Source organism: Sorangium sp. So ce363 (genome assembly GCF_051520435.1).
GTDB lineage: Bacteria > Myxococcota_A > Polyangia > Polyangiales > Polyangiaceae > Sorangium > Sorangium cellulosum_B.
In genome coordinates this window covers 75,620-97,269 of record NZ_CP150333.1, presented here as the reverse complement: position 1 = coordinate 97,269, position 21,650 = coordinate 75,620, and the positions used below count along the sequence as shown (strand labels likewise).

The following is a 21,650-nucleotide window of genomic DNA, read 5'->3' as shown; positions in this document are numbered from 1 at the left end:
ATGGTTGAGCTCGCCCAGCTGCGTCAACCGCACCGGGGTTGAGCGGCCGACCGTGGTTGAGCCGACCGACCGAGGTTGAGCCGCCGACCGAGGTTGAGCCGCCGACCGAGGTTGAGCCGACCGACCGAGGTTGAGCCGCCGACTGGGGACCAACGCTCGCCCCCTGGTTGAGCTCAGCGACGCCGCCACATTCAACAGGAACGGATCTTGAAGCCCACCAGCGAACTCCCCGCTCACCCGCCCCCCACCCCGCCCTCGCTCGGCAGACCGCGCCCGCGTGCTCGCTCGGCGAGGTCTTCGTGCGATGGTCGCCGCATGCAAGAGGTCCACGTCAACGTCTACATCCACGCCCCGGTCGAGCGGGTTTTCGACGCGGTGGCTGACCACGAACGCTTCCTGTGCTCCGGGGACGGCACCCACACGAAGGTCGTCCGGCCAGGGCTCACCGAGCACAACGGCCTCGGCGCCCTCCGCGAGGTGCGCGTCGGGAAGCGGATTCGCTACGTCGAGGAGATCACGGCCTTCGAGCGGCCGTCCTCGTTCGACTACCAGATCGTCGAGAGCACGCAGCCGCTCCGGCACCAGGGCTCGCGTCTCCGCTTCACTCCGCGCGGCGAGGGCACGGAGATCGACTGGACATCACGCTTCGACATCCCGCTGCCGCTCGTCGGCAAGCGGCTCGGATCGCTCGCCAGGCGCATGTTCATCGCGGCGTTCACCGAGCTGCTGCTCGCTGAAAAGGCGCGGATCGAGGCCTCGCAACCCGCGCGCGCCACGTGACCCCCTCGCGCGCTCGCCGACAGGCAGCGCCTGGTCTTCATGCCCCTTCCCCTGGACGTGAACTACGGCTGGGCGGACCGATCCTCTCGCTGGAGCGCGCGCCCTCCACAGAGGGCAAGGGCGACCCGTTCTGCGGTTCGGTGCTCTCGTTCGGCGACGAGGAGAGACCGGCGCCGTGGTCAACGCGGTTCATGGCGGACTCCGAGTTCAACTGGCCCATGCGCCGCCTCCGCTGGAGGACGCGCAGCGCGGCCCCGTCACTTCACATGACCGACGCCAGGGACGCCCGACCAACGCCGCTGGCGCGGCGTGGCGCGGTGTCCGCAAAACACGTGAAACGTCGTCCAGTGTATGGCCAGCATTCATCCGCCCGCTCTGAGGGCAATGCATGTAGACGAATACCCCATCAGCTACGACATCGACAGAAAGTTCCCATGGCAAGCCTCTTGCTGATGCCAGGCGGTTCTCTATAAGCTGTTGACCTCAACTTCCTTCCGTTCGGCCTTCGGACTTGGTCGAGCGGTCGCAGGGGTGTTCAAGATGCGACCGATGGCAAGGTGTGCGTCGCTGCTCGGCCCGATGACCTCGGGAGCAGCTCGTATCCGGGGTTCCAGGGGGAAGGTGTCGACGAGGGCAGGAGCGCCGCCGCAGCTGGGCAGTCGCGGCAATCGGGTCAACCGAGTCAACCGATCGAGCTCTTGGCCGAAGGGAACCGCCGCGCTCTGTGCCATCTCGTTCCTGACGCTCGTGGCATGTGCCCAAGGCTCCAGCCTGGACGGCGAGAACACAGGAGGCGGGGGCGGCGCCTCCGCCAGCTCGGGTGGGGCGCCTTCGTCCAGCTCAGCCGGCGCTGGCTCCACCGTATCTGCGACGAGCGGCTCGACGAGCTCCACAACGAGCGGCTCGTCCAGCGCTGCGGGCGATGTCACGAGCGCGACGGTGAGCAGCTCGTCCGGCTCAGGTGGCGCCGATGGTGCCGGCGGCGCTGGGGGTCTGGGCGGCGCTGGCGGGGACGACGCTGCGAGCGCCTCGGCCAGCTCCTCGGCGAGCAGCTCGGCCAGCTCCTCGGCGAGCAGCTCGGCCAGCTCCTCGGCGAGCAGCTCGGCCAGCTCCTCGGCGAGCAGCTCGACCAGCTCCACGACGAGCAGCACGACAGGCACCGGCGGCGGTAGCGCCACGAGCTCCACCACCGCGAGCTCGACCACCGGCGGCGTGACCACACCGGCGCTCGAGCTGCAATATGCTGCGAGGGACACCACCGTCGAGTCCCAGCATCTGTCGTTCATGGTACAGGTCAAGAACACGGACGATGCGAGCATCGCGCTCAGCGATCTGACGATTCGCTACTGGTTCACGGCCGACGTCGCGAAGGTGGATCTCAAGAGCGAGTGCGACTTTTCGTCGATCATCGGCGGATGCGCCAACGTCACAAGGACGTTCGGCGAGGCATCGGGCACGAAGGCCGATCACTATCTCGAGCTCGGTTTCCTCGCCGCCGCAGGTAGCATCGCCCCGAACGTCACGTCCGGAAATGTGCAGATCCGCATCTACAACGGCGACAATTACGACCGCATGACGCAGACCGACGACTACTCCTTCGGCACCAACACCGCCTTCATGCCTTTTGAGCGGGTCACCGTGTACCACGACGGCGTGCTCGCCTGGGGAACAGAGCCTTGACTGGCCACGAGAACGAGCTCCACGTCCTGCGGGAGCAAGCTCCGCATCGATAGCCGCCCCGGGCGAACGTTCGCCGGACCTCGGCGTACGGTCAGCTCCGGAGATCGATCTCAGGACGGATCCCCCGCCGGCCAGACCAGCCCGACCTGGCTCGCAGGGCCTGCCGCCCTGTGCGGACGCGCGCCCCTCCAGCCCTTCGGTGCCCTGTGGCGGCCTGACTCGCCGCGCGCGCACGCCACACCCCGCAACATGCCGTTACACGCCCTGGCCCGTCCCAGGTTGCCGCGATGTAACCAATTTTCCATGGAATTCCGTCCCGCCATGGGACGCGAGCGCTTCCGCTCCATCTGGAGACGGGCAGCTCGGGCGGCACCATCCTTGAATGGCCTCGCTCGGACCCTGAACTCTATGGATGCCACCGCGCGCGCAACGCCTCCTCCCCCGTCGTCCCACACCCGGCCTGTGCAGGCCCCGATCTTGCGTGATGCGCCGCGGAGCGGACCGCGGCTCGGACACGGCCTCGAGCGGTTCGACCCCCTGAAGCGGCGCGCCGCGGACACACCTGGCCTCATCAGCTTCGCGGGCGGGCTGCCCGCCCCGGGCGAGTTCCCGCGCTCGAAGCTCGCGGCCTCGTTCGTTCGCGCTCTTCAGAACCCCAGCTGCGCGGCGCTCCCGTGTAGCTGGCCCGAGGGCGACGAGGACCTCCGCGCCTGGATCGCCGGGCAGCTGCGCCGGCGCGGCGCCCAGGTGGCTCGCGACGACGTCATCGTGACCAGCGGCGCACAGCAGGCCGTGTCCCTCGCCGCGCAGCTGGTCCGCGGATCGCGCGCCAGGATCGGCGTCGACCGCGAGAGCTCCCCCGGCGCGCTCGATCGGTTCCAGGAGCTCGGCGCGACGGTCGTCGACGGCGGCAGCAACGTCGATGCCTATTATCTCATGCCCGCCGTCTCCAATCCGCGTGGACGCACGCTGTCGCGCAGCGATCGAGCCAGGGTCCTCTCGACCCTCCGGCCCATCATCGAGGACGACGCTTACGCGGATCTGTCCTTTGACGGCGCCGTCCCGCGGCCGCTCCTGGCCGAGGCCCCCGATCGCGTGTTCCACGTCGGGACGTTCTCGAAGACGCTCTGCCCCGGCCTCCGCGTCGGCTGGCTCGTGCCCCCGCGCTCGCTCCGCGCCGAGGTCCTCCAGCTGAAGCAATCCGCCGATCAGCAGGCGGCCAGCCTGCCGCAGGCCATCCTGGAAGACTACCTCCGCACAGAGGACTTCGATCAGCGGCTCGTGCGCCTGCGGGAGTTCTACGGTCGCCGCGCCGCCCGCATGGAGCGGGCGCTCCGAAAGCACCTGCCCGGCTGGCGGTTCGACCCGCCCGCCGGCGGCTTCGCGATCTGGGTCGAGCCCGACGCCGAGCCGAACGAGGCCTTCTTCCTGGCCGCCGCCATCGAGCACGGCGTCGCCTTCGACCCGGGCTCGCTGTTCCGGGCTCACGGCGCCGTGCGCCCATTCGCCCTCCGGCTCTGCTTCTCCTCGGTGGCGTGCGACGAGGACCTGGACGAGGGCGTGCGCCGCCTCGCGCGGTGCTGGGCCGAGGTCGCGTAGCCTCGCCAGCGGGCGCCGATCCACGAAAGCGCCCTGCACGACCTCTCTCCCTCTCTCCTTCAACTCCCTCTCTCCCTCACTCCCTCTCTGCTCTCTTCTCCTCCTCTCCGATCGCGACACCGCGGCGGCGGCCTGCGCGCACGCCGCCGACCCCGCGCAGGGCGCGGCCTCACTGCGCCAGCGGGCCGCCTGGCTTGTGCGGGACGGGCGGACGGCGATCGAGCAGCTCCCGCGCCGCGGCCCGGACGACCGCGGGCACGTCCGCCGCCGCCGCGAGCCGCAGGAGCTCGGGCCGCAGGAGCAGGCGCACCATGGGCACCGCGATCTCCTGCGGCGCGCCCGGGTTCTGCACGATCGCCATGCGCACCCGCGCGCGCTGCGGCCACTCGGGGTGCTTCGCGATCTCCGTCAGGACCTCCGCGTTCGCCGGGCGGCGCGCCGCGAGGCGGACGACGTCATCCTCGGTCAAGCGCGGGTTGGCGAGCAGGTTGCGGATGACCAGCGGGTGCGGGTCCCGGAGCAAGGCGTCGAAGGCCGCGCGGGTCGGCCGCCGGGCCAGCGCGCGCCGCTCGCCGAGCGTGAGCGCGCGACCGGCGCTCGACGTGGCGACGAGCCGCTCGTCGGGCGCCGGCGAGGCCGGCTGCGCCTCGGGCCGCCGCGCCTTGCGGCGCAGGAGGCGCGAGAGCGGCAGCAGGGCATGGGAGGACGCGAGCTCGCGGAGCTGCTCGACGCGCTCCGAGAGCGCAGGATCCGCGAGGCTCGGCACGACGGCGCCCAGCACGTCGCGCGCGAGGGGGTTGGCCTGCTCGGCGTCGCGGCAGAGGTCGTCGAGCGCGCGGGCGACGGAGGGGAGATCGGCGCGCAGCACCTCGCTCCGCAGGAACGCGACCCGCAGCCGGAGCTCCTTCAAGGACGAGACCGCTCGCCTCCATCGTCCCGCCAGCGCATCCACGCCGTCAATCTACATCGCCGGCGTCCCGGCGTGGAGCGCGTGCCAGGCAGTTTGCGCTACGCAACGTGCGCGGGGCGGTTATCCTGCGCCGCGCCATGAGGGGACGGCGGAAGCCGATCCCCGATTGCCGACGGGGACGGCGGAAGCCGATCCCCGATTGCCGACGGGGACGGCGGAAGCCGATCCCCCGATCACGGACGAGGACGGCGCAGCCCATCCCCGTCTCGAAAGGGAGGAGTCGCATGTCCGAAAAGGTTTCGTTCCCCGCGAAGGACGGGTCCTCGGCGACCGGCGAGATCGTCTGGCCGAAGCAGGGGGACAAGTCGCCTGCCGTCGTCCTGATCCAGGAGTGGTGGGGTGTGAACGACCACATCCGCTCTCTGCTCGACCGGCTCGCCGCCGCCGGGTTCATCGCCCTCGCGCCCGACCTCTACCACGGCAAGACCACCAAGGACGCCACCGAGGCCAACCGGCTGATGACCGAGCTCGACAAGCCGCGCGCCCTCGAGGAGATCGCCGGCGCCGCCCGCTTCCTGTCGGCGCACGAGCGGTCGACCGGCAAGGTCGGCGTCATCGGGTTCTGCATGGGCGGCGCGCTGAGCTTCGCCGCCGCCGCGACGATCCCCGAGCTCGCGGCCGCGGTGCCCTTCTACGGCGTCCCGAGCCCCGCGCCCGATTACACGCGCGTCAAGGCGCCGATCCTCGCCCACTTCGCCGCGCGCGACGGCTGGGCGACGCCGGCCGCCGCCGAGGCGATCCAGAAGGAGCTCGCCGCCCGCGGCCAATCCATGGAGCTCCACGTCTATGACGCCGACCACGCGTTCGCGAACGACACGCGCCCCGAGGTCTACGCCCCCGAGGCCGCGAAGCTCGCGTGGGAACGGAGCATCGCGTTCCTGAAGCAGCACCTCGCCTGAGCACGACGCCGCGCTCCTTCCCGGGGATCCGCGAGACGCGGGGTGCGCGGGGCGTGCGGGGTGTCAACCGGGCGCGTTCTTTGCCGCCGCGCAATGAACCCTGATATACACGCTTACATGGCCCTCCCCCCGGTACTCCCGGGCTCGATCCAGCAGGCGGAGTCGCCGATCGACCGCGCGCTCTCGCTGGCGCTCGCGGGAGAGCGGGACGCCGCGCTGCGCTGGGCCGCTGCGCTGGTCCGGCACGACCCGACGATGCCGTCGGCGCTCTGCCTCTGCGGGCGCCTCCTCGGCGAGCTGAACCGGCACGAGGCCGCGCGCGAGGCGTGCTCCACCGCGATCGCCCGCGCGATCGACCTCGAGAACCTGCCGCTCGCCGTGGCGGCCGCGCGCGAGAGCGAGCGCTTCGGCGGCGATGCCGGGCCCGGGCTCGACCTGATCGCCGAGGCGTTCTGCCGGGACTCGCCGCGGCTCGGCGAGGGCGCGCCGCCGCCGCCGCCCCTGCCGGCCGCCGAGGCGTTCCAGCCGCTCGCCTCCGTGCTGACCGGCGCGCTCCTGCTCAACAAGGCGACGGAGATCCTCCACGACGCCACGCGCAGGCTGGCCGCCCAGGCCGATCACCCCGGGATCGCGCCCCAGCCGGTCTTCTCGTCCGTCGGGCGCGACGCGCTCCGCGCCCTGTGCGCTGCCTTCACGCCCATCTGGGTGGCGGCGGGGACGACCGTGATCGAGCAGGGCGCCGCGCGCAGCGAGGCCTACTTCGTCGCGCGCGGGGAGCTCGAGGCGCGGCGCCGGCGCGGGGACGAGGAGATCCTCCTCGCCCGGCTCGCGAACGGCGCCATGTTCGGCGAAATGGCGCTGCTCTCTCGGGCCCCGCGCACCGGGAGCGTCATCGCCACGCGGCCCTCCATCGTGCTCGAGGTGAAGCGCGACGCGATCGACGACATCGCGCAGCGCGAGCCCGAGGTGGGCCTGGAGCTCGCGGCCTACTGCCGGGACCGCATGGTGGAGAACCTCGTCCGGATGAGCGACGTGCTCCGCGTCGTGCCCGAGGCCGACAGGCCCGCGCTCGTGAAGCGGTTCCGCACGCGCACGTTCGAGAAGAACGAGCGGCTGCTCGTCCAGGATGAGCGGCCCCCCGGCCTGTTCCTCATCGCCTCCGGAGAGGTCGCCGTCGTCCGGCGCGACGCGGCGGACGACGCCCGCGGCGAGCCGCTCGTGCTCTCGACGCTCGGCCCCGGCGACGTCGCCGGCGAGATCGCGATGGTCCTCCGCCGCGCGACGAACGCCGAGGTGATCGCCGTTCACCCCACCGTGACGCTGTACCTTCCGGCCACCGAGTTCATGGGTCTGGTCGAGGATCACCCGGCCGTGCTGGCGCAACTCTACAAGCTCGCCGTCCAGCGCGACGAGGAGACCACGAGCATCATGGCCGAGGAGGTCTCCGTGGCCGAGGACTTCGTGTTGATCTAGGGTACCGAACCGATCGAAAAATTGACGAAACGAACCACGGATGCGCGGAGGTTTTGTTGTTGTCGCTTCTGTGTCGCTGTGGTTCAAACTCTCTCTCGCGCGGCGTTCCAACCTGCTCGGTGCTCTAGCGACGTCCTGCGAGCACGCGGCGGGCGCACCGATTGACGCTCCGCGCCACGCCTCGTAGACTTTCAGTCTATCCGTTGTTCTTGTTGACCAGCACTGAACAATCACCAGCGTAGGGAAGGCCACGCGCGCACCACAGGTCCTGCGACAATGACGACGAACGCGTTCGGGCTGGAGGGACAGGTGCTGGTCGGCCGGTATCGGCTGCTCCGCCCTCTCAGCTCGGGCAGCATGGGCACCGTCTGGCGCGCGGACGATCTCACGCTGGGCTCGCCGGTCGCGATCAAGGTGCTCGGGCCTCTCTATGCGAAGGACGAGACGGTCCGCGCGCGCTTCTACCAGGAGGCGCAGGCGGCGGCGGCGCTCCGCAGCCCGAACGTCGTGCAGATCCTCGATCACGGCGTCGAGAACGACGTCCCCTTCATCGCGATGGAGCTCCTCGAGGGCGAGGACCTCGCGCACCGGCTCGAGCGTGTCGGCGCGCTCGATGCGGCCGATACGGCGCGCATCTTCGCCGACGTCGCGCGCGCCGTGCGCAAGGCCCACGACGCCGGCATCGTCCACCGCGACCTCAAGCCCGACAACATCTTCCTCGCCCGCGACGACGACCGGGAGGTGGCCAAGGTCCTCGATTTCGGCGTCGCCAAGACGCGCCTGTCCGGCAAAGAGGGCATCGGGACGCAGGCGGGCGTGCTGATCGGGACGCTGCCGTACATGAGCCCTGAGCAGGCGCAGGGCGCGACCGTCGATTACCGGTCGGACCTCTGGGCGCTCGGGGTGATCGCGTTCGAGTGCGTGTGCGGCCGGGCGGCGATCACGGCCGAGGCGCCTGGCGCGATGATCCTCGAGATATGCAGTGATCCGCTGCCTGTCCCCTCGAAGGTGGCGTCTGTGCCCGTGCCGCCGGCGTTCGACGAGTGGTTCATGCAGGCGTGCAGCCGTGACCCGAACGGGCGGTTCGCCTCGGCGACGGCGATGGTCGACGCGCTGCGCGACGCGCTCTTGCCGCCCAGCGACGCGCAGGAGGGCGGGCGGGCCTCGGTGAGCTCGATCCCCGGGGGCGCGGGCACCACGTCGCCCTCCGTCCCGCCGATCTCCGCTGCGCCGCTCTCCGCCGCGCCGCTCTCCGGTCCGCCGATCTCCACCTCCCCGCTCTCCGTCTCGCCGGATGGGAGCGTCGCCTCGCCGCCGGGCCTCTACGACGAGGCCGGAGCCGACTCGAGACCTCGCCGCAGGATGCCGATCCCGGCCGTCGCGCTCGGCCTCGCGGCTTCGGTCCTCTGCGGGGTGCTCTTCATCGGCTGGCGCGCGCTCGGGGACGACCCGATCCCGCACGCACCGCCGTCCGGCGCGGCCTCGCCGCCGGGGACGCTCGACACACCGCCTGTCGCCGCCCCCGCGAACAATCCGCCGGCGGAGGCGAATTCGCCCAGGGGGGCGCCCGAGCTCGCGCCTCCCCAGGACACGACGGCCGCGGCGACCTCGACGCCTGCGCCCCGCGCCGGCTCCGCGCTGGCGGCCAGCGCTCCGGCTGCGGCCGCCTCCTCCGCCCAGACGGCGCCCGCTCGCCCGGGCAGGGCCGCGTCCTCCTCGCCGCGGCCCAGGCCCTCGTCCGCGGCCCCGCCCGCGGCCTCCAGCGCGACGCGCCCCAGGTCCGACCGCCTCGGCTTCTGAGGAGACGAATGCGCGCGCGATCGAGGGTCTCGGGCACCGCCACCATCGCGTTCGCGCTCGCGCTCGCGCTCGCGACCACCGCGCGGGCGGCCGACGTCGACCCCGCCACCATGAACGCCGCCCGGGCCCTCGCCGAAGAGGGCCTCGACCTCTTCGACAAGGGCCAGTTCGCGGCGGCGCTCGACAAGTTCGGGCGCGCGGACCAGCTGATCCAGGCGCCGACGATCGACCTCTATGCCGCGCGGTGCCTCGAGCAGCTCGGGCGCCTCATCGAGGCCTCCGAGCGCTACCTGCAAGTGAGCCGCACCTCGCTCGACGCCTCGGCCAGCGATGTCTTCAAGGCCGCGGTCGCCGACGCCGGGAAAGCGTACGACGATCTCAAGCCACGAATCCCCAGGCTCTCTGTGGGGGTACGCGGCGCCCCGGAGCGCGAGGTGCAGATCACCATCGACGGCAAGCCGATGCCACCCGCGCTGGTGGGGGTCAGCCAGCCTGTCGATCCTGGCAAGCACGTCGTCGAGGCCGCGTGGGCGGGGCGTGTCGTCCGGCGGGAGGTCGCGCTGCAGGAGCGGCAGGAGGCGGCGCTCGCGCTCGAGTTCCCCGTCGGTGTCCGCCCGCCTATCGTCCTTTCCCCGCCCGCCGACCCGGCGCCGGGCACCACGCAGCGCGTGCTCGGCTGGACCGCCGTCGGCACGGGCGCCGCGGCGCTCGTCGTCGGTGGGATCACGTTCGGCATCACGAGCGCGCGGCGCAGCGAGCTGATCGATCTCGGGTGCACCGAGGACGTCGTGTGCCCGGACACGCCGAGGACGCGCGACAGGCTGGGCTCGTACAACGACCTGCGCCTCGTCCCTGCGCCGGCGTTCATCGTGGGCGGAGCGCTCGCCGCGGGCGGCGTCGCGCTGCTCCTCACCGCACCGTCCGCGGCGGCGAGGCCCAAGGGCGCAGCGGTCCGTCCGTGGATATCGCCGTGGGGTGCCGGGATCGCGGGGGTGTTTTGATGAAACGCAACGGCTTCATGGTCCTTTGCGGCGCGCTCGGCGTGGCCGGCGCGCTGGGCGGGTGCTTCGATCAAGGCGTGCTCGTGCCGGGCGCCATCAGCGGCGGCGGCACCGCGCAAGGCGGGATGGCCGGCGTGGGCGCCGCGGGAGGCGCGGACGGCACGGGCGGCACGGGCGGCGCAGGCGCCGCGGGAGGTGCGGGCGGCACGGGCGGCGCAGGCGGCAGCGAGCCCTGCGACCCTTGTTATACAGGCCCCGAGTCGACCAGGGGAGTCGGCGAGTGCAAGGACGGCTGCCTGCGCGGCGGCTCGTGCGTCGACGAGGTGCTCCCCAGGACCGAGGCCTGTACGACGAAGGCGAATGACGAGAGCTGCGATCGTGTGGCGGAGTGCACCGGAGCGCACGAGTGGAGCACCCAGCTCGGAGTGAACGGCGAGCAGATCGGTTATGACGTCACCTTCGACAGGGAAGGGAACCTCCTGATCGCGGGTGCCTTCAGCACCAGCCTGGATTCCGTCGGCAGCCTGGGAGCGTTCGACGGCTTCGTCGTCAAGCTCGCACCCGGCGGCGCGAAGGAATGGTCGAAGGCGTTCGGGGGGAACGGCTCGGATTCTTGCAATCGCGTGGCGCTCGACAAGAACGGCGGCGTGATTCTGGCCGGGACCTTCGAAAACACACTTAACTTCGACGGGACGCCGCTCACGAGCAGAGGCAGCTCGGACGTGTTCGTGGCGAAGCTCGACGCAGAGGGCGCCCTGGACTGGATCAAGACCATCGCCGGTCCGAGCGTCGATAGAGTTTACGGTCTCGCGGTGGATTCGGACGACAACATCGTCGTTGCTGGCAGCTTCACCGACTGGGCCGACGTGCTGGGCGGGCGACAGCTGGGCGGGGACCACCTGACGAGCGAAGGTGGAGAGGACATCTTCGTCGCGAAGATGGACGCCCTCGGAAACTTCGCCTGGAGCAGGAACTTCGGCGATACGACCGCTGAGGTCGCGAACGACGCTGCCGTCACGCCCGACGGAGGCGTGGTCCTGGTCGGCCGCATCGCGGGCAGGGTGAACTTCGGGACGACGCTCCTCAATGCTCAGGGCGACGACGCCTTCATTGCGAAGCTCGACGGGGACGGGACGCCGCTCTGGGCCAAGATCTTCGGCGACACCATGAGCCAGGAATTTGCCGCGGTCGCGGTGGACGCGAAGGGGGACATCGTCGTCGCAGGGAGCACCGGGGGAACGATCAATTTCGACGGAGCGCCGCGGAGATACGCCGGGGGAATGGACGCGGTCGTCGCCGCCTTCACCGCGGAGGGCAAGCACCTCTGGAACCGTCTGTACGGGGATGCGGAAGATCAGAAGGCGCTGGGGGTGGCGGCCGACCAGGCGGGCAACGTCATCGTCGTCGGAGAGTTCGAGAGCGCCATCGACTTCGGCGCCCCGAGCCCGAGGCTCGAGTCCCTCGGCGGCAACGACGCCTTCATCGCGAAGCTCGCTCCGAACGGCGACACGGCCTGGGCCAAATCGTTCGGCGACGCGGCGGAGCAGCGCGCCCGGGCCGTCGCCGTGGATGAGCTGGGAGCCATCGCGCTGACGGGCAGCTTCAGCGGCAGGATCGATCTCGGGCAGGACCCGATGATGAGCTCCGGGGGCGCCGACGCCTTCGTCGCCAAGCTGAAGCCCTGACGGCCACCTCGCGACGAGGATCCCGCGGGGACGCGGCGGTGGCCGGACTACGGCCGCAAGTAGCCGGAATCGCTGGCTCGATCGGGGCGCTTCCGATCGCTGCCGTGAGGCGGCCCTCCCTCCGCGCCGACAGCACCGGTGTTGCCGGCGCGTGGTGCAGGACCTCCGTCGGACCAGGGGACGCATCGAGGTCCGGTGAGCGATCCATGCACCAGAACAAGTGATCCACCCGGATCTCGCGCGACTCTCCTCGGGAGCGCCTCGAGAGTCCTCGTTTTGCGGTGTGAGTCCTCGTTTTGCGGTGCGAGCCACCGCTTTGCGGTGTGAGTCCTCGCTTTGCACCGCTGTTTGCTTCACGGACGATGCACACGGTGCCAAGTCGGGGCGCGCTCACGTGGCACCACACTTGCTTAGAGGCCCCCCACTTGCTTAGAGGAGGAATGGCTCACGCAGGAGGAGGTCGCGCGCGATGATGAACACGCAACAAAGCCCGGGAGTGCTCTACCAGGGGACGAGAGGGCCCGCCAGCATCGCGCCGGTGGCTGCCAGCGTGCCGCCCATGTCGGCCTCGGGGGACCTTGAACGCGAGCTCGAGGCGATCGCCCAGGGCGTGCGGCAGAAGCGGCGGGGTCGGTTCGTGTTCGGGGTGGGTCTGGTCGTGGCGGCCGTGGCCGCGGTCGCGGTGACCACCTTCGCCGGCAAGGTGAAGGTGGCCGAGGCGGCTCAGGCCGAGGCGGTGGCCGCCCGCGTCGCCGAGCAGGACAGGATCGCGCAGCTCAACCTCCAGCTCGACGAGCGCAACCGGAAGATCACCGAGCTTACCCTCGCGCTCGACGCCGCCAAGAGCGACGCTGAGAAGGCGCAGAAGGCGTTCTCCGATTACAAGGCGACGGAGGCGACCAAGGCGCTGGCGCAGGGCGAGGACGTGGCCGACGCAAAGACGTCGACCACCAAGGGGGCCGCAACCCTCCGCGGCCGAGCGGCGACGTCCGGCAAGGCGGCGCGGGGCGCCAGCGCGGCGCGGGGCGCCAGCGCGGCGGCGCCGGCCAAGAAGGGCGGAAAGTGCGTGTGCAAGGCGGGCGACCCGCTCTGCGGCTGCCTGTGAGCGCCCGCTCACGGCCCATTCCTCCTTGATTCGCTTCACTCTCTCCGGACACAGCCGACAGGACGAAGACACCGGCGCGCGCGGCGTGGACCGCGTGGCGCCGGGCGAACGGCGGGCCGTCGAGGTGCGCTGCGCCGAGGAGCGCAGCGTCTCGGCCGGGCTCACGGCACGTTCGCCGCACCAGGGGTGATCGTCGTGGAGCGCGCCCAGTCGGCGGCGGCCTGGTTCGTGTCCGTCCCGTCGGGCAGGCGGCAGAGCGAGCCAGCCGCCATGCCGCCGTCCGCCACCGTGGCCGGCAACGCGTCGCCTTCGACGAGGCTCACGCTGGCGCCCCCGATCGTGACGGCGGGGATGCTCCCCTCGTAGGAGAGCGCGTCGATCACGGCCCCTGTCATGGTGTTTATCAACGCGATCCCGTCGGAAGCCCCGTTCTGCATCCGGTCGGTCTGCGCGCCCGAGAAGGCGATCGTCACCGCACCTTCCGCCACGACGCCTGGCATGGTGTCGGTGCCGACCACCGCCGTGCTGCCGACGACGAGGTACTGGCCAGCCGCGAGCGTACCGGCGGAGCCCAGATCGAGCGTTCTGTAGGCGGAGGGCGCGCTGCTGGATCCATCGACCAGCACGAGCGCATGGCCCGTGAGATCCACGGGTGCGCCGGCGCCATTGTAGATCTCGATGAACTCGGCTCCATCTCCGCCAGGCTGATCGTAATCCACCTCGTTGATCACGAGCCCTGCCGTCGCGGCCACCGCCCCGAGGGTCGTCACGAGATCATCGACGCCGCGCGGCTCGACCTTCGCGTCGTGGTTCCGGTAGGTGAGGATGCCGCGGATGCTCGCGAAATGCTGGCCTTCCGCCGGGAAGGGGCTGGACCGGTACAGGAGGTCGTCCACGCGCAGATCGCCTGTGACGACGAATTCATGAACCATCGTATCGAGCCCGATCACCGTGACGTCCTCCACCTCGACGAGGACCCCCTCGAGCTCGGCGGCGCGCGCGCCGCCCGCCGCGATGTCGGCCGGCGCGACGGGCTCCGGCGCCGGCGCCGCCTCGCCGAGCGACGCGATCACCTCGACCACGGCGGACCCGAGCTGGATCTGCCCGAAGTAATTCGCGATCACCGCGATCGCGATCCGCACGCGATCGCCGACCAGCACCGAGTTCTGCGGGCTGTACACGTAGACGCCGGAGTGCGCCGGCCCCGCGTACCCCGGGTCGCCCGGCTTCGCCTGCACGAAGAAGCCGCTCGCGTGCTTCCCGGTCACGAGCACGTTCTCCAGGGCCACCGTCTCGCCCTCCGCGCGCGTGCCGTCCTTGATATCGTAGATCGCCACCGTGCAGCCCAGGGCCCCTGGGTTCGCCTGGTCCGGGCACAGGTCGCACGGGTCGCCCTTGCCGTCGCCGTCCGCGTCGGCCTGACCGGGGTTCTGGAGGTTCGGGCAGTTGTCCGCGCCGTTCGGCGCGCCGTCGTTGTCGGCGTCGTTCGGGTCCGGCGGCGAGCAGAGCGTGCTGCCCGCGTCGAGCGGGCACGCGTCGCAGGCGTCCCCGTCGCCGTCGCCGTCGAAGTCGGCCTGGAGCCCGTCGTCGAGCGGCCGGATCGGGTTGAAGACGCTCGGGCAGTCGTCCGCGCCGTTCTCGATGCCGTCGCCGTCGAGATCCGCGTCCGTCGGCTGCCCGGTGTAGACAGTCGAGCCGTTCACCGAGGCGTTCAGGGGCGCGCTCTCCGCGCGCGACGGGGTGCAGAGCGGCTCGCCCTCGGGCTCGCCGCAGAAGAAGGCCGGGTAGATCTCGCCCGCCTGCTGCTCGAGGTCCTCCAGCGTCATCCCGATCTCGTCCCGCAGACAGACCTGCTTCGACACGCCGCACACATCGACCGCGTCGCATGCGCCCGCGCCCCGGACCGCGGACACCACGGCCGCGTCGCCATACAGGACCTTTCCGCCGCGCATCACGAGGACGACGTCCTCGGGATCGGCGGCGACGACAGCGCGGTGGCCTTCGCGCTCTCTGCCGTCGAAGATCGCGATGTCGGCGACCTTCCCCGTGGACAGCGCGCCGATCACGTCGTCCGTCGCGGTGACCGCGGCGGCGCTTCCGGTGACCATCCTCCACAGCTCCTCATCGGTGAAGAAGCCGTCGTAATACGCCTCGTTGAGCGCCGCCGCGCACCGGAGCTCGCGCAAAAGGTTCATCGATCCGGTCGCGATCCAGTCGGTGCCGAGCGCGATCTGCACCCCGAGGCGGGCGGCGGCGGTGACCACGGCGGTGTCGCCGTAAAGCGTGATGTTGGAGCGGGGAGACCAGATGAGCGCCGTGCCCTCCGCCGCCATCGCCGCGTAGTCGGGCGCGGTCAGGCCGATCCCGTGGATGAACGCGCTCTGCGGCTCGAGCACGTCGTTCGGCTCCGCCTTCAGGCAGACGAACTCGTTGCGCGCCGACGCATCGATCCCCTCGGCGACGTGCGGGCAATAGGCGTCCTCTCCCTCGACGTCCTCCCCTGTCACCATGTCGGCCGAGTAGCCGCAACCGCTCACGAGCTCGCGGCCGCCCGTGTCGTCGAGCGGGAACGTGTCGAAATGGACCGCGTTCTGGCCCAGGCCCTCCTGGTCGGCCCGGTCCAGGTTCCGGAGGAGGCCTGGCGCGCTCCCCGAGCCCACGATCGAGGTCGCGCCGCCCATCAGGAAGCGGAGCTCGCCCCAGCGGATCTGCGCCTGGTCAGCCATGCCGGGCGTGTCGATTCTCGTGTGCTTGTTGTTGCCGGTGCGCCAGTCGTGCCGGTGCTCATAGCGCTCCTCGGTCGGGGTATACGGGCTGTTCTGCGTGTACGTGATGTGATCATGCGTGTTGATCAGCGCCGGGGAGACGACGCCGGTCGGGCACATGATCTCCGTCGCGCCCGCCGCCTCGCAATCGCAGCCGACGCACGCGATCGCGCCCCCCTCGTCCACGAGCACCCGCCCGCCCCGGTACACCCTGCCCGGGGCCAGCACGACGCCCCGGATCAGCGTCGCGCCCGCGCCGGCAACGACCTCGCACGTCCCCTGCGCGAGCGGCAAAAGCTCCTCGCAGACGGTCTCCTCGGCCGGCGTCTTCGTGCAATCGACCTCGCAGCCGTCGCCCGTCGCGACGTCCCCGTCGTCGCACTGCTCCCCCGGATCGATGGCGCCGTCACCGCAGCGCGGGGGCACCTCGATCTCGCACGCCGCCGAGCAGCCGTCCCTGGCCGCCGTGTTGCCATCGTCGCACGCCTCGCCCGCGTCGAGCGCGCCGTCGCCGCAGCGGGGCGCCGCTGGCTCCTCGCGCTGGCACGTCGGCGAGCAGCCGTCGCCCTCCGCGGTATTGACGTCGTCGCACACCTCGCCCTCGTCGACCACGCCATCGCCGCAGACGCCGAAGCGATCGCCCGCGCCGTCGTGCCCGCAACCAGTGAAGAGCAAAAGTCCGACGTGCACGGCCATCCGCCGCGCGAAGCGCGCCGAGCTGTGAGGCATGCCTCACCTGTCGGCGACGAGAGCGCTCGAGTTGCCTTCAAATGACGCGGCGGCAGCGCACCATCGCGATCGCGCCGATCGCGAACAATGTGAGCCAACCCACACATGGCCGCGTTCCGCCTCCGCTGGTTGCGCCAACAGCATAACTGCAGGAGCTCGCGCGCCGCTTTCCGTCGATCGGCCGCCCCACCTGTCCGCTGCTGCCGGGCGGCGAGCCGGCAGCAACACCGCCGCCGCTCGATCCGCTCCCCCCGCCGCCGCTCCCCGTCCCCCCGCCTTGCTCCGTCGGCTCGCAGTTGTCGGCGGCCTCGCTGAACGCGGCGAGCGCGAGCTTTTCCACGCCGACCTCGTCGACGAGGCCGAAGGGCTGCTCGTCGAGCGGCGCGTCCTGGAAGCTGGCCCAGACCACGCCGGCGACGTCGTCGCGCTCCGAGAGGAGCTCGAACGACGTTGTCAGGTTCGCCGCCTGGAGCTCCTCACCGGCGAGCGCGCTCGACCACGCCATCCCGGTCACCGCGAAGGGGCTCTCGTCCCCCTCCTCGTCGGCGAGGTCGCGCAGCGCGTCGAGATAATCGTTGAGCGTCACCGGATCGACCTCGGTGCTCTGATGGAAGAACAGCTGTTGACCGAGGCGAGACCACGGCGTCCGCTGGCCGAAGCGCGCCTCGAGATCGTCCCACGCCGGCTGCGCGTAGAGCTCGCGCAGGTAATCGACCCCCGAGAACGGCGCGGCCGCGTCGTCCGAGGCGAGCAGGCCGCCCGTGGTCAGCGACAGCGCGTCGACGTTGAAGAGCGCCTCGTTGCGGATGCGGATCTGGGCGAGGATCTGCGCGAGCACCCGGGGCAGGATGAAGGTGCAGCCGGCGTGCTCCGGGTCGAGCGCAGGGTCGGGGAGCTCGGAGCAGTTCGGCTGACTCCAGATCTCCCACTGGACGACGTCCCCGGCGTACCTCGTCATGAGCGCCTCTGCCGTCTCGGCGAACGCCTCCACGTACGCGTTGTCGCCGTCCCGGTCCGGATCGTCATTCCAGACGTCCTGTCCTTCTCCGATCGTGCGGTGAGAGAGGAGCCCGACCGGCTCGAGGCCGGCGGCGCGCGCCGCGTCGATGATGGCGTCGTACTGCTCGAGCTTGTCGTCGTCCCACGCCTCGGCGTCATCGAGCAGGAACTCGACGCGCACGGCGCCGGCGCCCGCCCGCGCGAGCCGCTTCGCCTGATCGTCGTCGAGGATCACCTCCCCTGCGTCGACGGGCGCCCCTGGATCGATGCCATAGAAACCGCACGGCACGCCTCGGGCACCGAGCGCAGGGGGCGCGACGAGAAGCGCGGAGGAGGCGGCAAGAGCGACAATGACTGCACGCATGTCGCGAGGATAGCTGGGATGAGCGCCTCGACCAAGAAACGACCCCGACATGAACCATCCATGGTAGGGAGAGGCTTCACATGGCTTTCCTGGAACCGGAAGAAGCAGAGCACGGGCAACTCGGGGTCGCCCCTCCGAGCGGCGAGGCCGACGGCGACATGGAAGCGGCGGGCGACGGCGTCGTCGAAGGCGCGCCCCCGGCCAGACGCTTGCGCGACTGGCTGCGAGGCGCGCCGCTCTCCGAGCGCCTGCACCTCGCGTTCGGCCTCGTGTTGCCGGCGTTCCTCCTCGTCGTGAACATGGTGCGCGTGCGCTCGTTCACGATCGACGACGCGTACATCTCGTACCGGTACGCGCGCAACTTCGCCAGGGGCCTCGGGCTCGTCTACAACGCCGGCGAGCGCATCGAGGGGTACACGAACTTCCTCTGGACCTTGCTGCTCGCGGGCGGCATCAAGGTCGGCCTCGACCCCGACGTCGTCGCCAAGGTGCTCGGCGGGCTCGCCGCCTGCGGCTCGCTCGGCGCGCTCTACCTCCTCTCGGCCCGGCTCCGCCCTCACGGCGCGGTCCCTTGCATCGCCACGTGGCTGTTCGCGAGCTCGATCGTGCAGAGCGGATATGCCGTCTTCGGCCTGGAGACGCCGCTGTTCGTCCTGCTCGTCCTCGCGGGCACCGAGATGATGTTCCGCGAGCGCGACCGGGGGACCGGCTTCCCGTATTCGGGCCTCGTCTTCGGGCTCGCTGGCCTGACGCGCCCGGAAGCGCCGTTGTTCATCGGCATACCGATGCTCTTCCTCGGCCTGCGCTTCTTCGGGCGGCAGAACCTCCTCCGCGGCGTCGTCTTCGCCGCGCCCATCGCGTGCCACATGCTCTGGCGGCACAGCTACTACGGCACGTGGCTGCCGAACACGCTGAGCGCCAAGACCGGCAGCCTCGCGGAGCAGCTGGCCGGGGGGCAGCGCTACCTCGCGGAGTACGCGGAGCACACGTGGCCGGCGCTGCTGCTCGGGCTCTTCGGCCTCTGCGTGGCGATCGTCGCGCGCCACCGCGACGCGCTCTGCGTCGCGGCCCTCGCGCTCGCGGTGGGCGGCTACGTGCTCCTCGTGGGCGGGGACTGGATGCCGTACTACCGCTTCATGAGCCCGTTCGAGCCGTTCTGCTTCCTCCTCGCGGGCCTCGGCGCGCGCGCGCTGCTCGAGCCGCTGCTCGCCCAGCTCTCGGCCCGCGCCGCGGACGCGCCCGAGGGCGGGGCGATCGCCCTCGCCGCGGGGGCCGGCGTGCTCGCGCTCGGCTGCCTCGTCGCGCTGGGCGTCTTCCGGGCGCAGCGGATCGAGCGCGCCCAGCACCGGATCCTCGACGACGAGAAGCGGTTCTGGGACAGCGCCGCGGGCGGCGTGGCCAACTGGTTCAAGGAGCACGGCAAGCCCGGCGAGGTCGCCGTGGGCGACATCGGGTACATCGGGTATGTGACCGACTACCCGGTGCTCGATCTCCTCGGCCTCGTCGATCCCGTGATCTCCAAGCTCCCGGGCGGCTACACGCGCAAGACGGGCCCCGGCTACGTGCAGCACGTCTTCGACAAGATGCCGCGCTACTTCGTGTTCGTCGGCGGCGCCGACACGTGCGACAAGCTCCCGTTCCCGGCGCAGGAGAAGCTCCGCAAGGACCGGCGTTTCCGGGGCGTGTACGAGGTGGCCGGGATGGTGCGCCACAGCAAGAACGGCTACTGGTGCGTCTTCGAGCGGCCGGACGACGCCGCTCCGGCCCCCGCGCCCTGAACCTCGCCGCGAAGCGGCGAGGTTCGCCACGATAGCCGCCCCTCGCCGCGAAGCGGCGAGGTTCGCCACGATAGCTGCCCCTCGCCGCTTCGCGGGGAGGCTCGCCACGACAGCCGCGCCTCACCGCGGGCGCGCGCGACCCCACCGCAGCTCCGCGAGGTTTGCTAGCATCGCCGCCCCATGCCCTGGCTCTGGTACGTAGGTCCCTTTGCGTTGCTCGTCGTCTGGTTCCTGACCGGCTTGCGCGGTCGGCACGAGGCGAGGCGCGACCGCGAGCTCGCGCGCTGGCGCGCCCTGATGACCCCCGAGGCGGCCCCGGCCCGTCCCGGCGCGAAGCCCGGCGGCCAAAAGGCCGACGCCGACGGCGACGGCCCTCGTCCGGTGCGCTCGTTGCCGTCCAGCCTCGCGCACACGCTGCAGGAGACGGGCGGCGGCGCGGTCCTCGCCCGCTACGAGCTCGTCCCGAAGCTCGCCTACGTCGCGGTCGTGGGCCCGGACGCGAAGAACGGCAGCGAGTACCAGGTGGTCCTCACAAAGCTGGCCAAGGCCGGGCCCCGGCTCACCGTGTGCCCGCTGCCCATCGTCGATGGCAGGCGTGCCCCCAACACCGGCGTCCAGTTCAAGAAGGACCCGGAGTTCATGGAGCAGTTCCTTGTCGAGGGACCCGAAGCGAAGGCCATCGGCCGGTGGCTCTCGAAGAGCATCCGCGACGCCCTGCTCGACTTCCCCGACGCGTGGCTGTTCGTGCAGGATCGCGCCATGGCGCTCGCCGTGTACGGCCCCGTCGACGCCGACCGCATGGAGGAGCTCGTCATCGCCGCTGACGCGATCTTCGCGGAGCACGGCAACGAAGGCGCTCCCTCCCTGCTGTTCGATGGCAACGGCGACGCTGACGACGACGAGGACGAGGAGGAGGACGACGACGAGGAGGACGACGACGAGGAGGCCGCGGGCGCCGAGGGTGCCGTTCGATAACCACGGCCGAGCCGAGCCATGGTAATCCTCGCAGGTGGGCCTGATTGAACGCGAGATCGCTGCTCTCCTCCGCTCTCCTGCTCTCGCTCTGGCTCACGGCACCCCCTGCCGCTCCGGCAGAAAAGAACAGCTGGGCTAAATCCCAGGGATCGCGTGCGGAGCTCGAGCTCGACGTCCTGAGCAAGTCGGCCTCATGGGCCATGGACGATGTCACGTCCGAGGTGAGCACGTTCGGGCTGACCTTCGATCTCCGAGGTCAGCTCGAGTGGTTCGGCCGGCTCCACCTCGAGGTGGATCTCCCGCTCGCTTATGGCGACGTCTCCGCCTCGTTCCGGTCGACCCGGCTCGGCGTCGACGAGAGCAGCAGCGCCGGCAGCCTTCTCTTCGGCAACCCCACGGTCGGCGCCCACTATGCGCGCGCCCTCTCGCGCAAGCTCACCGTCTTCGGCGGCGGCGCGCTCTCGATCCCCGTCCTCAGCGCCCCCGACGCCGACGCCCGCGCCACGCTGCAGGCGACCGCCCCCGCGCGCGCGTCCTTCGACCTGCACCGGCTCACCGCCGGGCACCTTCCCCTGAAGGTCCGCGGCGGCGTCGAGGCGGAGCTCGCCGCGCGGCTCGTCTACCGCGCGGACACCGCGGTGATGTTCGCCCTTCCGACCAGCAAGGCCGGCGTCGAGCTCGTGGTCGAGCAGGGCGACGAACTCGAGCTGCGCGGCCGAGGCCCCTACGGCGGCGGGCTCCGCCTCCAGGCCGCGCTGACGCTCACCCGCGACGACAAGATGCAGCTCGCGATGGAGCCGTTCTTCACCTACACGCTGAAGCAGCCTGGCTACTACGCCCGGGCAGGGCTGCTCGTGGCGCTCGACGCGCCGCTCGGGTTCGGCCTTGCCGAGGACAAGGTCGCCACCCTGCGGCTCGCGGCCGGCCGCAGCTTCTGACCGCGTCGCGCGCCTTCGCCCGCCGCCCCGCCGCCCGCGCCCAGCCAGACGCCCGCCGTCCCGCCGGGGGATCCCCCCGCGCCCCCTGCCGCTCGCCGTCGTAGGCTTCC

General features: G+C 71.2%; 16 protein-coding genes. 12 read left to right on the top strand and 4 right to left on the bottom strand.

The annotated features are described in order from the left end of the window. The first annotated feature begins 315 nt into the window (after window positions 1–315). A complete protein-coding gene (locus WMF12_RS00375; RefSeq protein WP_437859115.1) occupies window positions 316–780 on the top strand; it encodes an SRPBCC family protein in 465 nt (154 codons plus the stop codon). A 467-nt stretch (window positions 781–1,247) separates the two neighbouring features. On the opposite strand, the gene WMF12_RS00370 is transcribed toward WMF12_RS00375, so the two are convergent. Continuing rightward, window positions 1,248–2,036: a hypothetical protein gene (locus tag WMF12_RS00370; protein ID WP_437859114.1), complete on the bottom strand. Its 789-nt coding sequence runs from the start codon at window positions 2,034–2,036 to the stop codon at window positions 1,248–1,250. A gap of 28 nt (window positions 2,037–2,064) precedes the next feature. Here WMF12_RS00370 and WMF12_RS00365 point away from each other — a divergent pair, with 28 nt between their 5' ends. Together WMF12_RS00365 and WMF12_RS00360 are read left to right on the top strand one after the other, a co-directional pair. Next, the gene (locus WMF12_RS00365; protein ID WP_437859113.1) at window positions 2,065–2,460 is read left to right on the top strand and encodes a cellulose binding domain-containing protein; all 396 of its coding nucleotides are present in this window, start codon (window positions 2,065–2,067) and stop codon (window positions 2,458–2,460) included. 477 nt (window positions 2,461–2,937) lie between these two features. Then, window positions 2,938–4,059: a PLP-dependent aminotransferase family protein gene (locus WMF12_RS00360; RefSeq protein ID WP_437859112.1), complete on the top strand. Its 1,122-nt coding sequence runs from the start codon at window positions 2,938–2,940 to the stop codon at window positions 4,057–4,059. A gap of 169 nt (window positions 4,060–4,228) precedes the next feature. Here the strand turns inward: WMF12_RS00360 and WMF12_RS00355 are convergent, their stop codons facing one another. Beyond that, on the bottom strand, window positions 4,229–5,011 hold the full coding sequence (locus WMF12_RS00355) for a hypothetical protein (RefSeq protein ID WP_437859111.1): 783 nt from the start codon (window positions 5,009–5,011) through the stop codon (window positions 4,229–4,231). A gap of 242 nt (window positions 5,012–5,253) precedes the next feature. Here WMF12_RS00355 and WMF12_RS00350 point away from each other — a divergent pair, with 242 nt between their 5' ends. The 6 genes from WMF12_RS00350 to WMF12_RS00325 all read left to right on the top strand — a co-directional run bounded on the left by WMF12_RS00350 (window position 5,254) and on the right by WMF12_RS00325 (window position 12,992). Continuing rightward, on the top strand, window positions 5,254–5,928 hold the full coding sequence (locus WMF12_RS00350) for a dienelactone hydrolase family protein (RefSeq protein ID WP_437859109.1): 675 nt from the start codon (window positions 5,254–5,256) through the stop codon (window positions 5,926–5,928). Window positions 5,929–6,045: 117 nt separating this feature from the next. After that, window positions 6,046–7,401 carry a cyclic nucleotide-binding domain-containing protein gene (locus WMF12_RS00345; protein ID WP_437743573.1) on the top strand — a complete coding sequence of 452 codons (1,356 nt, stop codon included), beginning with the start codon at window positions 6,046–6,048 and terminating at the stop codon, window positions 7,399–7,401. A gap of 276 nt (window positions 7,402–7,677) precedes the next feature. After that, a complete protein-coding gene (locus WMF12_RS00340) occupies window positions 7,678–9,201 on the top strand; it encodes a protein kinase domain-containing protein (protein WP_437859108.1) in 1,524 nt (507 codons plus the stop codon). A gap of 8 nt (window positions 9,202–9,209) precedes the next feature. Further along, on the top strand, window positions 9,210–10,202 hold the full coding sequence (locus WMF12_RS00335) for a tetratricopeptide repeat protein (protein ID WP_437859107.1): 993 nt from the start codon (window positions 9,210–9,212) through the stop codon (window positions 10,200–10,202). Beyond that, window positions 10,202–11,887, top strand: a complete 1,686-nt coding sequence (locus WMF12_RS00330; protein ID WP_437859106.1) for an SBBP repeat-containing protein — start codon at window positions 10,202–10,204, stop codon at window positions 11,885–11,887. Before WMF12_RS00335 ends, WMF12_RS00330 begins: the two co-directional genes overlap by 1 nt. 472 nt (window positions 11,888–12,359) lie before the next feature. Continuing rightward, window positions 12,360–12,992, top strand: a complete 633-nt coding sequence (locus WMF12_RS00325) for a hypothetical protein (protein ID WP_437859105.1) — start codon at window positions 12,360–12,362, stop codon at window positions 12,990–12,992. Between the two features lie 161 nt (window positions 12,993–13,153). Here the strand turns inward: WMF12_RS00325 and WMF12_RS00320 are convergent, their stop codons facing one another. After that, entirely contained in the window at window positions 13,154–16,486 is a 3,333-nt protein-coding gene (locus WMF12_RS00320) for a lamin tail domain-containing protein (RefSeq protein ID WP_437859104.1), read from the bottom strand. 37 nt (window positions 16,487–16,523) lie between these two features. Then, the gene (locus WMF12_RS00315; RefSeq protein WP_437859103.1) at window positions 16,524–17,849 is read right to left on the bottom strand and encodes a hypothetical protein; all 1,326 of its coding nucleotides are present in this window, start codon (window positions 17,847–17,849) and stop codon (window positions 16,524–16,526) included. An 80-nt stretch (window positions 17,850–17,929) separates the two neighbouring features. Between WMF12_RS00315 and WMF12_RS00310 the strand changes: the two genes are divergently transcribed. From WMF12_RS00310 to WMF12_RS00300, 3 genes are all read left to right on the top strand, one after another. Next, window positions 17,930–19,627, top strand: coding sequence for a hypothetical protein (locus WMF12_RS00310; protein ID WP_437859102.1), 1,698 nt, complete (start codon window positions 17,930–17,932; stop codon window positions 19,625–19,627). Between the two features lie 180 nt (window positions 19,628–19,807). After that, window positions 19,808–20,602, top strand: coding sequence for a hypothetical protein (locus WMF12_RS00305; protein WP_437859101.1), 795 nt, complete (start codon window positions 19,808–19,810; stop codon window positions 20,600–20,602). A 200-nt stretch (window positions 20,603–20,802) separates the two neighbouring features. Next, complete coding sequence (locus WMF12_RS00300) at window positions 20,803–21,540, top strand: hypothetical protein (protein WP_437859100.1); 738 nt, start codon at window positions 20,803–20,805, stop codon at window positions 21,538–21,540. Window positions 21,541–21,650 lie beyond the last annotated feature (110 nt).